At 63.8% G+C, this 13,648-nt stretch carries 13 protein-coding genes; 4 read left to right on the top strand and 9 right to left on the bottom strand.

Going from position 1 to position 13,648, the window contains the following annotated elements; genetic code table 11:
- Positions 1–14 precede the first annotated feature (14 nt).
- Positions 15–740: a laccase gene (locus tag VM99_07645; protein AKJ97934.1), complete on the bottom strand. Its 726-nt coding sequence runs from the start codon at positions 738–740 to the stop codon at positions 15–17.
- Positions 737–1,699 (bottom strand): ribosomal large subunit pseudouridine synthase D, encoded by a 963-nt coding sequence (locus VM99_07650; GenBank protein ID AKJ97935.1) that lies wholly within the window; start codon positions 1,697–1,699, stop codon positions 737–739. The genes VM99_07645 and VM99_07650 overlap by 4 nt, the downstream gene beginning before the upstream one ends.
- Before the next feature lie 151 nt (positions 1,700–1,850).
- On the opposite strand from VM99_07650, the gene VM99_07655 reads away from it, so the two are divergent.
- The 4 genes from VM99_07655 to VM99_07670 all read left to right on the top strand — a co-directional run bounded on the left by VM99_07655 (position 1,851) and on the right by VM99_07670 (position 6,149).
- Positions 1,851–2,867 (top strand): DNA transporter, encoded by a 1,017-nt coding sequence (locus tag VM99_07655; GenBank protein ID AKJ97936.1) that lies wholly within the window; start codon positions 1,851–1,853, stop codon positions 2,865–2,867.
- Between the two features lie 126 nt (positions 2,868–2,993).
- Entirely contained in the window at positions 2,994–3,227 is a 234-nt protein-coding gene (locus VM99_07660) for an MYND finger (protein AKJ97937.1), read from the top strand.
- Positions 3,217–4,806, top strand: a complete 1,590-nt coding sequence (locus VM99_07665; GenBank protein ID AKJ97938.1) for a histidine kinase — start codon at positions 3,217–3,219, stop codon at positions 4,804–4,806. Before VM99_07660 ends, VM99_07665 begins: the two co-directional genes overlap by 11 nt.
- On the top strand, positions 4,803–6,149 hold the full coding sequence (locus tag VM99_07670) for a type 4 fimbriae expression regulatory protein PilR (GenBank protein ID AKJ97939.1): 1,347 nt from the start codon (positions 4,803–4,805) through the stop codon (positions 6,147–6,149). Before VM99_07665 ends, VM99_07670 begins: the two co-directional genes overlap by 4 nt.
- A 648-nt stretch (positions 6,150–6,797) precedes the next feature.
- Here the strand turns inward: VM99_07670 and VM99_07675 are convergent.
- From VM99_07675 to VM99_07705, 7 genes are read right to left on the bottom strand one after another with little or no spacing between them, the layout of a single operon-like run.
- Entirely contained in the window at positions 6,798–7,898 is a 1,101-nt protein-coding gene (locus tag VM99_07675) for a D-amino acid oxidase (GenBank protein AKJ97940.1), read from the bottom strand.
- Positions 7,899–7,955: 57 nt separating this feature from the next.
- On the bottom strand, positions 7,956–8,357 hold the full coding sequence (locus tag VM99_07680) for a pilus assembly protein (protein ID AKJ97941.1): 402 nt from the start codon (positions 8,355–8,357) through the stop codon (positions 7,956–7,958).
- Between the two features lie 11 nt (positions 8,358–8,368).
- Positions 8,369–11,482 carry a pilus assembly protein gene (locus tag VM99_07685; GenBank protein AKJ97942.1) on the bottom strand — a complete coding sequence of 1,038 codons (3,114 nt, stop codon included), beginning with the start codon at positions 11,480–11,482 and terminating at the stop codon, positions 8,369–8,371.
- Positions 11,469–11,948, bottom strand: a complete 480-nt coding sequence (locus VM99_07690; protein AKJ97943.1) for a pilus assembly protein PilX — start codon at positions 11,946–11,948, stop codon at positions 11,469–11,471. The genes VM99_07685 and VM99_07690 overlap by 14 nt, the downstream gene beginning before the upstream one ends.
- An 11-nt stretch (positions 11,949–11,959) precedes the next feature.
- Positions 11,960–12,685 (bottom strand): pilus assembly protein PilW, encoded by a 726-nt coding sequence (locus VM99_07695; protein AKJ97944.1) that lies wholly within the window; start codon positions 12,683–12,685, stop codon positions 11,960–11,962.
- Entirely contained in the window at positions 12,682–13,146 is a 465-nt protein-coding gene (locus VM99_07700; GenBank protein AKJ97945.1) for a pilus assembly protein PilV, read from the bottom strand. The genes VM99_07695 and VM99_07700 overlap by 4 nt, the downstream gene beginning before the upstream one ends.
- Positions 13,143–13,616 carry a general secretion pathway protein GspH gene (locus VM99_07705; protein ID AKJ97946.1) on the bottom strand — a complete coding sequence of 158 codons (474 nt, stop codon included), beginning with the start codon at positions 13,614–13,616 and terminating at the stop codon, positions 13,143–13,145. Before VM99_07705 ends, VM99_07700 begins: the two co-directional genes overlap by 4 nt.
- Positions 13,617–13,648: the final 32 nt, after the last annotated feature.

Genomic DNA, 13,648 nt, shown 5'->3' on the forward strand with positions numbered 1-13,648 from the left:
CCGAAGGGGCTTTTTTATTGGTCGAGCCAGACCAGGGAGGCGAAGCGGCCGGTACGCGGGTTGCGACGGTAGGAGAAAAAGCGAGGATCGGTCACGGTACACAGGCCGCCACCATAGACCGCCGTAACGCCGCGCGCCGCCAGCCGCAGGCGCGCCAACGCATAAATGTCGGCGAGGAACTTGCCGGCATTGTGGCTGGGGACGAAGGCTTGCGCCGTACTGGGCAGTTGCGCGGTGAACGCGTCACGCACTTCCGGCCCGACCTCGAAGGCTTGCGGGCCAATGGCCGGGCCGAGCCAGGCAAGGACCTGGTCGGCGGGCAGTTGAAGGCTGTCCAAGGTCGCTTCCAGCACGCCGTTCGCCAACCCACGCCAACCGGCATGGGCGGCCGCGACGCGGGTGCCGGCATGGTCGCAGAACAGCACGGGCAGGCAGTCTGCGGTCATCGCCGCACACGCGATACCGGGTGTCGCCGTCCAGCTGGCATCGGCGGTGGCCACTTGGCTGGGGTCAGCCTCGACCACGTCAATCCCATGGACCTGCCGTAGCCAGGCTGGACGGATGGCGAATCGATCGGTGAGACGGCGACGGTTTTCGGCCACGGCCGCAGGGTCGTCCTCCACATGATCGCCGAGGTTGAGGCTGTCGAACGGCGCCAGGCTGACGCCGCCCGCACGGGTGGTGACACAGGCCTTGACCCGGTCCGGCGCGGGCCAGTCGGGGATCAGCCAGTCACTCATCCGATGAACGCCTCGCGATCCTGCTTGAGCAAGGTCAGCAGCCAGACGAAGTCATCCGGCAGCGGCGACTCCCAGCTCATGCGCTTGCCGGTGGTCGGATGGTCCAGCTCCAGGAAACGCGCATGCAGCGCCTGGCGCGGGAAGTTCTTCAGCGACTCGACCATCGTCACGCTGGCCGCCGGCGGAATGCGGAAACGTCCGCCATAGGCCGGGTCGCCCACCAACGGGAAGTTGATGTGGGCCATGTGCACGCGAATCTGGTGGGTACGGCCGGTTTCGAGCTTGACCCGCACGTGGGTATGGGAACGGAAACGCTCCAGCACGCGGTAATGGCTGACCGCCGGCTTGCCACCCTCCATCACCGCCATGCGCTGGCGCTGCTGGCCATGACGGCCGATCGGTGCGTTGATCTTGCCACCGGCGGTGACCACGCCGATAACGATGCACTCATAGATACGGCTGACACTGCGGCTTTGCAACTGTGCGACCAGCTGTGTCTGGGCCTGGATGGTCTTGGCCACGACCATCAGGCCGGTGGTGTCCTTGTCCAGGCGATGGACGATGCCGGCACGGGGCACGTTGATGATGTCCGGCACGTGGTGCAACAAGGCGTTGAGCAGGGTGCCATCGGCATGCCCGGCCGCCGGGTGCACCACCAGGCCCGCAGGCTTGTTGATGACCAGGATCTCGTCGTCTTCATAGACGATGTCCAGGGCAATGTCCTGGGCGACCCATTCTCCCTGGGCCTCCTGCTCGGCAGTCAGTTCGAGGACGGCGCCACCATGGACGATGTCGCGCGGGCGAACGACCGCCCCATCCACGGTCAGGCGGCCGTCCTTGATCCAGGCGGAAAGGCGCGAGCGAGAGTGCTCGGCAAAGAGTTGGGCGGCGACTTGATCGAGGCGTTGGCCGCCCAATTCGGACGGCACCTCTGCGCGAAGTTCTATTTTATCGGACATGCTCGGACTGGGCGTCGGCACAGCCTTTGGTTTCGGCTGCGCGCTTGTGGTTAAATACGGCGTCTTTTGCCCCGAGGCTTTTCAACGGGGCGCTCATCATAACAGGACGGCCCCGCCCAAGACAGCGGCCGTCATAGGGACGCAAGCCGCCATGCAAGTGAAACACCTGCTGCTGATCGCCATCCTCGCATTGACTGCTGCTTGCTCGTCGAAGGAAGTCGTAGACGAAAACCTGAGCGAAGTCGAACTGTACCAACAGGCGCAGAACGACCTGGACAACAACAGCTACACCAGCGCCACAGCCAAGCTCAAGGCCCTGGAGTCGCGGTATCCGTTCGGTCGCTACGCCGACCAGGCCCAGCTGGAACTGATCTACGCCAACTACAAGAACGCCGAGCCGGAAGCGGCGAAGTCCGCCGCCGAGCGCTTCATTCGCCTGCATCCGCAGCACCCGAACGTCGATTACGCCTATTACCTCAAGGGCCTGACCTCCTTCGACCAGGACGTCGGCCTGCTGGCGCGCTTCCTGCCGCTGGACATGACCAAGCGTGACCCGGGCGCGGCCCGCGACTCCTACAATGAGTTCGCCCAGCTGACCAGCCGCTTCCCCAACAGCCGTTATTCGCCGGACGCCAAGCAGCGCATGATCTACCTGCGCAACCTGCTGGCCTCCTACGAAATCCACGTGGCCGATTACTACCTGACCCGTCAGGCCTACGTCGCCGCCGCCAACCGTGGCCGCTACGTGGTGGAAAACTTCCAGGAAACCCCTTCGGTGGGCGACGGCCTGGCGGTGATGACCGAAGCGTACCAGCGCCTGCACCTGGACGACCTGGCTGCCACCAGCCTGGAAACCCTGAAGCTGAACTACCCGGACCACCCTTCCCTGGTGGATGGCCAGTTCACCCCGCGGGTCGGCGAAGTCGACAACCGTTCGTGGCTGAGCAAGGCCACCCTGGGCCTGATCGAGTCCCGTCCACCGCTGCCGCCGGGAGAAACCCGCGCCAACCAGGACGTACAGCGCCAGTTCCAGGACGCCAAGGAAGCCATTCCGAACGAGCTCAAGCCTAAGGACGAGAATGGCGACGTGATCGAGGAAGAAACCCCCGAAAACGAATCCAGCGACCGCTCCTGGTTCAGCTACATGACCTTCGGCCTGTTCGACTAAGGCCACGCTGCCAGGCAAAAAGGGAGACCCGACGGTCTCCCTTTTTTGTGCCTGGAATCCACAGCCCTGTGCGCCGCTCCCGTGCCCGGCTAAACTGCCTGATCTCTAGCCAAAAAGCCGCCCATCATGCTTCGTCTACTATTCTGGATCGCCCTGATTGCCGCCGCGGTATGGTTCTGGCGCAAGCTCAAGGCTGCCTCTGCCACGCCGAACGCTCCCCGGGAGCCGGATGCGCCGCCGATGGTCCGTTGCGCCCAGTGCGGCGTGCACCTGCCTCGCGACCGGGCGCTGGTGCTCGAACAACAGTGGTATTGCAGCCAGGCTCACCTTGAGCAAGGCCCGGGCAGCCGTGAACGCTGAGGCCGCCAGCCCTCGCGTCAAGCAGGCGCAGCGTCTGCTGCGTCTGTATCACCTGTACCGCCTGAGTATCGGCATCACCCTGGTGCTGTTGATCTCCAGCAACATGGACAACCGTTTGCTGGAGTCCGCCAACGACGACTTGCTGCGCAGCGGCAGCTGGTTATACCTGGTCTTGAACATCCTGCTGGTGGTGTTCCTGGAAAACACCCGCCGCCCGGCCCGCTTGTTCGGCCTGGCCCTGGCCGACGTGCTGTTGCTCTCCTGGCTGTTTTTCGTCGCCGGGGGCGCCCCCAGCGCCATCGGTAACCTGCTCATCGTCTCCGTGGCCATCGGCAACACGCTGTTGCGAGGCCGTATCGGCCTGTTGATCGCCGCCGTCGCCACCCTCGGCATCGTCGGCTCGAGTTTCTTCCTCGGGCTGAGCGACGCAAGCCGGCCCAGCAACTACCTGCAGGCCGGCACCCTGGGCGCGCTGTGCTTTGCCGCCGCGCTATTGGTCCAAGGCCTGACCCGACGCCTGGAGGCCAGCGAAACCCTGGCCGAGCAACGGGCCAGCGAAGTGGTCGGCCTGGAGGCGCTCAACGCCCTGATCCTGCAACGCATGCGCACCGGCATCCTGGTGCTCGACCGCCAACGCCGGGTGCAACTGGCCAACGAAAGCGCGCTGAACCTGCTGGGCATGCACGACCTGGTCGGCCAGCCGATCGACGACTGCTCCAACGCCCTGGTCGAACGCCTGCAACGCTGGCTGAACAACCCCAGCCTGCGGCCACAGAGCCTGACCGTCCCTGGCACCGGCCTGACGCTGCAGCCGAGCTTCATCGCCCTGGGGCATCACGAACAGCATCAGATCCTGGTGTTTCTCGAAGACCTGGCCCAAGTGTCCCAACAGGCCCAACAACTTAAACTCGCCTCCCTCGGGCGCCTCACCGCCGGCATCGCCCATGAAATCCGCAACCCCTTGGGCGCGATCAGCCATGCCGCGCAATTGCTGCGCGAGTCCGAGGAACTGAACAGCGCCGATCGGCGTCTGACGCAGATTATTCAAGACCACTCGCAACGAATGAACCGCGTCATCGAAAACGTCCTGCAGCTGTCACGCCGCCAGCCACCCACGCCCCAACGCCTTGACCTGCGGACCTGGCTGCAGCAATTCGTCCAGCAAGCCCACGAAAGCGCGACCGAGCACCAGCATTTGCACCTGAGCATCGATCCAGGCGACTACATTACGCTCATGGACCCCGACCAGTTGACCCAGGTGCTCGACAACCTGTTGCGCAACGCCTGGCGCCACAGCGCGATGATCAATGAGCAGGCCGAAGCCTGGTTGAAGCTGTCCGTCGACCCACAGAGCCAGCTATCCACGCTGGACATCATCGACAACGGGCCCGGCGTGACACCCGACCAGCAGGCGCATCTGTTCGAACCCTTTTTCACCACCAGCAGCCAGGGCACCGGCCTTGGCCTCTATCTGTCCCGTGAGCTGTGCGAAAGCAACCAGGCCCGCCTAGACTTCAAACCACGCCAAGGCGGCGGTTGCTTTCGCATCACCTTTGCTCACGGACGGAAACAGATTTGAATACACGCTCACGGCAACGAATCCTGATCGTCGACGACGAACCGGACATCCGCGAACTCCTGGACATCACCCTGGGCCGGATGAAACTCGACACCCGCAGCGCCAAGAACCTTGCCGAGGCCCAAGCCCTGTTGGCGGACGAGGCCTTCGACCTGTGCCTGACCGACATGCGCCTGCCCGATGGCACCGGCCTGGAACTGGTGCAACACATCCAGCAACGCTACATCCAGCTGCCCGTGGCGATGATCACCGCCTACGGCAGCCTGGAAACCGCCATCGATGCCCTCAAGGCCGGGGCCTTCGACTTCCTGACCAAGCCGGTCGACCTGACCCGGTTGCGTGAACTGGTCGCCAGCGCCCTGCGCCTGCCACCGGTTGCCGCCCCCGGCACAACCATCGAGCGCTGCCTGCTGGGCGAATCACCGCCCATGCGCAACGTGCGCAAACAGATCGAAAAACTCGCCCGCAGCCAGGCGCCGGTGTACATCAGCGGCGAGTCGGGCTGTGGCAAGGAGTTGGTGGCCCGGCTGATCCACGAACAAGGTCCCCGTTCCAATCTCGGCTTTGTGCCGGTCAACTGTGGAGCAATTCCCACGGAGCTGATGGAAAGCGAGTTTTTCGGCCACCGCAAAGGCAGTTTCAGCGGCGCCATCGAAGACAAACCCGGGCTGTTCCAGGCCGCCCATGGCGGCACGCTGTTCCTCGACGAGGTGGCTGACCTGCCCCTGGCCATGCAAGTCAAACTGCTGCGGGCCATCCAGGAAAAAGCCGTGCGCGCCGTCGGCGGCCAACAGGAAGAAGTGGTGGACGTACGCATCCTTTGCGCCACCCACAAGGACCTGGACGCCGAAGTCGCCGCCGGGCGTTTTCGCCAGGACCTGTACTATCGGCTGAACGTCATCGAACTGCGCGTCCCGCCCCTGCGCGAACGCCGCGAAGACATCGAGCCCCTGGCCAACCACATGCTCCAACGCCTGGCGGCCAACACCGCCAGCCCTGCCGTCAAACTCCACCCCCAGGCCCTGGAGGCCCTTCGCAACTACCGTTTCCCAGGAAACGTGCGGGAGCTGGAGAACATGCTCGAACGGGCCTACACCCTTTGCGAGCACCAACAGATCGAAGCCGACGACCTGCGCCTGGCCGACAGCAATAATGCCAACGACGCCACCAGCGCCGACCTGGTGCAGGTCGACAACCTGGAAGACTACCTGGAAGACGTCGAACGCAAACTCATCCTCCAGGCCCTGGAAGAAACCCGCTGGAACCGCACGGCGGCGGCCCAGCGGTTGAAACTGTCGTTTCGTTCGATGCGGTATCGGTTGAAGAAGCTGGGGCTGGATTGAGGGAAGCCGCCTCCAATGGCTGGGCTCTCCCCTCCTGTGGCGAGGGGATTTATCCCCAGCGGGGCTGCGTAGCAGCCCCAAGACAGTCAATACAAATCTACCTGATACACGCCGCGACGCGATTGGAGGTGGCAGCTGTACGCGGGTTCGCGCACCGAGACCTTGGTACCCGGCATACCCGAAGGTATCCCACGCACAGCCAGCCATGACAGTGAATAAATATTGGATGTGCCGACGCCTTCGCGAGCAAGCCCGCTCCCACAGGGAGACCGAGGCCAGCCGCAAGAACGGGCCGGCTGTAAGGCCGCCTCACTTTTGCTTTTGCTTTTGATCTTCGGGCCCCGTTAACCACGACGGCCGAACGCAGGCATTGCGTAGTGGGCACCCCGGCATGGATGCCGGGGTAGCCGCGCTGGGCCATGGATGGCCCTTCGCGGTGGGCCCACGGAGCAATGCCGGAGTGAGGGTATGCCGAGCCCAGGCGAGGCACCGAGTGGTGGGGCCAAGCCTTTTTTGCTTACTTTTTTTGGCGTCTGAAAAAAAGTAAGCCGCCGTCAGGGCGGAACCCTAAGCCGCCGTTACCGCAGCAACGGATATGTGCTCGACCCAAGACCGCCATCGCGAGCAGTCCCGCTCCCACAATTAACCCTACATCCGCCCCGCCGGCGCGTACGGCGCAGGGTCGATCACCGGCTCGCGCCCCAGCATCACATCCGCAAACAACCGACACGACGCCGGCGCCAACACCAACCCATTGCGATAATGCCCACAGTTCAACCACAACCCCGCAACCCCCGGCACTTCACCGATATAGGGAATCCCCTCCGGCGACGCCGGTCGCAACCCTGCCCAATGTCCGACCACCTCGGCATCGGCCAGCGCCGGAATCAGCTGCTGCGCCGAAGCCTTCAGGCTCTCCAGCGCCACATCGGTCGGGGTCTTGTCGAAGCCTTCGCGCTCCAGTGTGCTGCCCACCAAGATGTGCCCGTCGCGACGGGGTATCGCGTAACGGCCCTTGGCCAGGACCATGCTCGACAGGAAATCCGCAGCGCACTTGTACAGGATCATCTGGCCCTTGACCGGCTCGACTGGCAACTTCAGCCCCAGCGTGCCGAGCAACTCGCCACTCCAGGCACCCGCGGCCAGCACCACCTGGTCGCCATGGATCGGCCCCGCGGAACTGTTCACCCCCACGACACGCTCACCCTCGCGAATGAAGCCGCTGACTTCACAATGCTCATGCAGCGTGACACCGGGCATCGCCAGCAAGGCGGCCTTGAGGGACTTCACCAACCGGGGATTGCGCACGTTGGCGACGTCGGCCATGTAAATCGCCCGGGAAAACCCTGCACCCAGCACCGGCACCGCATCCTGCACGGCACCGATATCCACCGCCCGCAATGGGCGCCCTTCCCGCTCCGCCCAGGCCAGCGCTTCGTCCTGGTCATCCAGGTCCAGCCAATACAAGCCGGTGACATGCACTTGCGGATCGACGCCGGTGGACGCGAACAGACGCTGCCCCAGTTGTGGATAGAAATCCTGCGACCAATGGGCCAGGGCGGTGACCGCCGGGCTATAGCGCCAGGGGTATAGCGGCGAAACGATACCGCCACCGGCCCAGGAGGCTTCCTGGCCAACACCACTGCGGTCAAGCAGCACCACGCGCTGCCCTTCGCACGCCAGATTGAACGCCGTCAGCAGGCCGATGACGCCCCCGCCGACAATCACCACTTGCTGTTGCATGGTCATGTTCTGATTCGACTCATAAGACAGAGGGCGCAAGACCGCGCCCGAAACAAGGAAAACCTAACGCCCCCAGCAATCCTTGGTGGTCACCCCGCTGGCGGCGTTGAGCATACTCCGTACGCCCGTGTTGTTGAGGGTGAAATCGCCGCACTTGTCCGTCGCCATGGAGGAGCCGCTTTTGCGCACGGCCGTCAGGGTGAAGCTCTGGTCCGCCAGCGTCTGGGTAATGGTGTAGAAATCGTTACCGCTGCTCAGGCCGGTCGCGTTGGTGTAGACGTTGTTCTTCGAGTAGTAGCGCTCGAGAATCTGTGCCTGCTCCGACAACAACCCGGCGATTTCGGTACGCCGCCCCTTCTTCATGTACTCGGTCAGGCTCGGATAGCCGATGGTGACCACGATACCGATGATCGCGATCACGATCATGATTTCGATCAAGGTGAAACCCCGGTTGGAACTGCGCATGCCCTTGCCTCTCACTGTATTTGCCGCCACATGATGCGACGGCTGCCGCCGACGGTCTTTTCCAGCAGGTTGGTGATACCACCGCTGGAGTCATTCACAACCATGTTGGTGGCCCCGCTGGCGCTGACGACGGCGCTCAAGGTCGGGATGCCACCGGTGAAAACGACGCCGGCGGAAATCGTATCGAGGTTGCTGAGGGCGCCGTCATTGTTGGTATCGAGCACCGCATAGTTGAGCATCTTACCGTTGAACGCACTCAACTCGATCAGTTTGCCGGTCCCGAAGCTCGCGCAGGGGTCGGTGGTGTCCACGGCGGCCGTGGTGAAGACCACGCGCCCGAGCACCAGGTTGGCCGAGTTGATCACCCGCTCCCCGGTCAAGACGTTGTTGTACACCAGGGGCAAGTACCAACCCTTTTTCGAGGGGTAGGCCACATCGTTCTGGCTGGTGGTCACGAACTGCCCCGTACTGCCGGAAAACACCCCGGTGATGGCCTGGGCCTGCAGGTTCGAGACGGTGATCTGCCCCCCTCCGCCGACAGCATCCCAGATCGAGTAGAAGCCCTGTAGATCCTTGTTGAGCTTGTCTGCCGTCTCATTGAACTTGCCGGTGCCGAAGAACACCTGGGTCCCGCCTTGGGGGTTGTCCGCCAGCAACGGCTGCACGGTGATGGGCTGGGTAGCGCCCCCCGGTGCGGTGAACAAGGGTTGGCCGGCAAACGCCAGCCCCCAGGCCGTCGGGGAGGTGGCGCTGAGGTCGAACTTCCACATCCGCCCCTTCAGGTCACCACCGTAGGCAGCCTGCACGACGTTCTGGGAGTTGACCCGAAGCTTGACCGACGACAGGCCGTTGTCGGTCTCGCTGCTGTTGATGACGATCTTCCTGATCAGCGAGCCGTCGCGGATATCCACCACATACAGCGCCGCCACGCCGCTGTTGCTGCCATAACCGTTGGAAATGAACGCGGCCCAGCGCCCGTCCGCCAGGCGCGCCACTTCGGGACGGGCATAGGCGTAGCCCAGGTCATTGAAGACGTTGGCCGTGCTGGCCACGGCCGGCGCACTGATTTCCCACAAGGCCCGATACACATTACCCGCCGCCGCGTCGAACAATTGAACCGCATAGAACGTCCTGCCCCCCGCCCCGGTGCCGCCCAGGGCCACGGTCTTCCAGGCAGTTCCCGACTGCGTATCGAACACGCCAATCTGCCCGTCCACCAGGAAGTCGTGGCTGACACCATTGATGTAGTTGGGGTCCGCGATGCCCTGCAACGACGGCAGCACGCTCGACGGCATGTACGCATAGCGCCGCGTGCCGTTGGCACTGTTGATGACGCTGAAGAAACCGTCGTTGGCGTTCACCACCAGGCTGCTGCTCATGTTGGTCGCCTTGGTCGCCAGGTAAGTGCTGTAGCTGGTGTCGTTCAGCAGGTCCGCGGCGGTCTGGTCATTGGGCGAGGCCAGCACCAGCGGCGAGTTGATGATGTCCCCCAGCAACACGCTGCGCACCTTGAGCCCGGTCTTGTTGACGCCCTTGCTCCACTCCACCAGGTCATTGCCGGTGATGCCCGTGGGCAGGTTCTGGTTGAGGCTGGTTTGCTGGGCCGGTGAAAAGTTGGCGTAGGAAAGGGTCACGGGCACATTGGTCGCGGTGTTCCAGGATTGATAGGTCGGGGCCGTGGCACCGGGCACGATGGCGGTGTCGGTGGTCCACTGCACCGCCGCCGAATCGACCGTGCCCGCCGACGTGAAGCCGAATGCGCGGATGGTGCCGCGCCAATCCTTGGGGTCGTAGGTGGTCTGGTAGAAGCTGGAGGTGCTGGACAACGAGGCGCCGTTGGTGGCGCCACCGCCGCCCGAACCGGCCTTGGAGGTAATGTCGCTCAAGGCCGAGGACAGCGCCGAGCTCAGGCCTTCGCTGTCGGTCGCCTGGTAGTACTTGCCGGCGCCATAGCGGGCGGCATCGGACAGCATCTGGTTGGTCGCCGTGAACCCGACCGTGTAGGTGTTGAGGTATTGCCGGGGGAAGTCGGCGGCATTCCAGCTCTTGCCGGTGGCGTCGGTGCCGGTGGAGCGCATGTCGATGTCGAAGGCGAACTTGGCAATGTCATCCAGGTACAGGGTGTCGCCTTCGCCATCGCCGTTGGGGTTGTCGCCGTCGTTGGTGCTGATCCCGTCCCAGTTCGGCAGCCGGGGACCACCCGTAGCCGTCGCCTGCGGGTCATTGGTGGGGAACGTCCGGTCATAGGTGGGCAAGCCGTCGGTGATCACCACGCCGAAGTTTTTTTGGCACCGATACTGGATCGGGCTGGTGTAGGTGGTCGGCGTGCTGTTGTGGTAAGGCGCCATGCCCCTGAAATAGCGGGTGATCTCGTAGTAGCTCTCGGCCAACGGCGTATTTGCCACCGCGCCCAGGGCGTTGATGGCGCTGGTCAGCGCGGTGTAGTTGGTATTGGCCTGGGCTTGGGTGACACTGCCGCTGACCGGCGACAGGTCGCTGACCGAACGGGCGATATAGCCGCCGGGACCGGAGTTGGTGCTGTTGGGCGGGTTGAAGGTGGCCAGGCCGATGCGCAGGGCGCGGTTGCTGGCCACCAGGTCGGTGGAGACGTTCCGGGCCACGTTGATGCGATAGTCATTGGGGATGGTGCCGGTGGTGAAATCACGGTTCGAGCCGTTGGCGAGGGTCAGCAGGTAGGACAGGTATTTGGTGGTGTAGCGGGTATCGCCCCCACCCACCGGGTCCGGCAACCGCAGGCAGACCCGGCTGAGGATGTTGCGGTAGAAACCGACCCAGCCGCTCGAGCAACCACCGCGCAACAAGCTCGACAGCAAGACATTCCCGTCATCGGGGTCCAGTTGCTGGCCGCCGAAGCAACTGCTGCTCGAGTTGCAGTTGTAGATAAGCGGCCGTGAAACCTCCGGATCGAACCCCGACGCCCAGATGATGCTGTTCATGCTCCCCGAATCGTCGATCAGCAGCATCACGTTCGGCGTCACCGCCCCCGCACTCAACAGTGGCGAATCCGACGGCGTGAAAGCGTAGGCCGGGGCCGCCAGGTAAAGGCCGAGCAGCGCGCCCCACAAGGCCTGCCGCCAGCCGCGACGCCCCTCAGTATTTCGCATAGATGCTCTCCACCACGCTGCGCTGGTTGTTCCCCACCACCGCCACCGCCGTGATCCGATACAGCGTCGCCGAAGTATTGCTGGGTACGTTGACCGCCGTGAGCGTGGTGCCGATGTTCTGTACGCCATAGAAGCCTGCGCCGGCGGCGACCCAGGTCACCCCCGAGGTGGAATTGCGCCCGGCGGCCGTCACGGTTGCCGACTCGGCCGGTGGCGCACATTGGGTCGCGGTGGTACACACTGCCAGCGAATAAGTGTCGACCTGCACCGCGCTCTCGCCCATCCGCAGCGCCGCCTCGGCGATCTGGAACGACTGGTTGCGCAGCATGACGCTGCTGGTCATTTTTTCCTGGAGCGTGGCGCTCTGCATGGACGACAGCCCGATCAGGGTCAACAGCAGCAGAAACACCAGGCTGACCAGCAAAGCCATGCCACGTTGTCGATGTTTGATTGGAATCGATTTCATGGGCTTGCCCTTTACAACAGCCGGTTGCGCAAGGCGGCAACCACGTTGAAGGTTTGCTCGCGCACCGCGTTTCGCGGATCGAAAAGCGTCAGGCTCAGGCGCACGCTGCGGATCAGTGCCGGGTCGGCCGGGTTGCTGCTGTAGCTGGACGCCGCGATGTCCGAGGCACTGCCGGCCACGCCGAAGGTCACGCTGAACGTGCGCACGTTATCCACCAGCACCGCCATGGGCGGGTTGGCAGGACCGCCGGCTGTCTGGACGCCCATCAGCAGTTGGTTGTTGCTGTAGCTGTAGATCAATCGCCTGATCGGAAACGCGATTTGCCCGGCCGCAGGCGCCCGCACGCCCGTGTAGGCGGTGGCCGAGGTGCGACAGTCGGAAACCACGGTCCAGGTGGGCGCCCCGCCGCCACTGCCCACGTCCGCCGTCACCAGGGTCAACTTCAGGTTGGCGTTGTCCCAACGGATCGGCGTGATCTGGCTGGCATTGAAATCCCCGGCGGCGGACGCGTCGGTGATGCTCCCCAGGCAACCGAACATCCCCACCATGCGCAGCTCCTGGACCATTTTGCTCAAGGCGAACCGCGCATCCTCCTGCATCACCGCCGCCGCCCCCTGGCTGACGTAGGTGTTCTTCGCGGCGATGAAGATCTGCACGACCCCCAGCACGACGATCAGGCTGAGCACCAGCGCGATCATCAGCTCGATCAGGCCGAAACCCCGGCTGCGCCCGTTCATGGCGCCGGCGTCGCGATCGGGTCGACGGCGACACGGCTGGTCAGCACGAAGCTGCGCCGCGCGTCGGCCGCGTTGGTGGTGTTGGCGGCCCTCGCATCGTCCCAGGAAATGGTGATGGTGTAGACGCGCTGGTTCAGGGCGACGGTGCCGGTGGCCGTGGCGCCGCCAAAGGCGATGATGTTGGTCTTGAAGTCGTAGAGGTCCTGGTCCCGCGCCACATTGAGGTTTGGCGCGCTGGGCGGCGTGACGGTGTAGTCCGCGCCGGAGTTGGCGCGTATGCGGTCCAGCAGGTCATAGGCGATGAAACTGGCCTGGCTGGTCATGCGCGAGCTGTCGGTGTACTTGAGGGCGTTGAGCTGAATCATCGCGGCGCCCAACAAGCCCACGCCGAGAATCAACACCGCCACCAGCACCTCGATCAGGGTCATGCCCTCCTGTGCGCGTCTACTGCAATCCTTCATCCGCAACTTCCACCCAATACGATTCTTCCGTTGAGGCAAACATTCAGCGTCCTGCTCTGTGTTCCCCGCACATAATTGAAACCCACCGGCGTGGCCGGTGCCGATAATCCGCCCAGGTTGTTGAAATCAATCGCGGTCACGTCTGAGGTTAGCGTCAGAGTCGCGCCACCGCCCATCGCTGGAACAACCCGCAATACATTGGCCGGCGTGCCCGTACTGTCATACACCGTCAGTTCGCCGTTCCAGGCGCTGCCCAGCACCGTGGGGCGAATCCTGATGGTGGTGCCCCGGTCGATGGCCTCCATCCGGGCGAAGTTCAACGCCCGACGCAGGTCGCCGATCTCGGTATCGGCCCGGGTGCCCTGCATTGAACTGGTGAAGGCCGGCACCGCCAGGGTGATGAGGATCAGCATGACGCCAAGGGTTACCAGCACCTCGATCAGCGTGAAACCTTTTGTACGAAGATCCATCGATGCCCTCTGCCGCCGTCGGCTATACCTGC

Origin of the sequence: Pseudomonas chlororaphis (assembly GCA_001023535.1) — a bacterium.
Classification (GTDB): domain Bacteria; phylum Pseudomonadota; class Gammaproteobacteria; order Pseudomonadales; family Pseudomonadaceae; genus Aquipseudomonas; species Aquipseudomonas chlororaphis_E.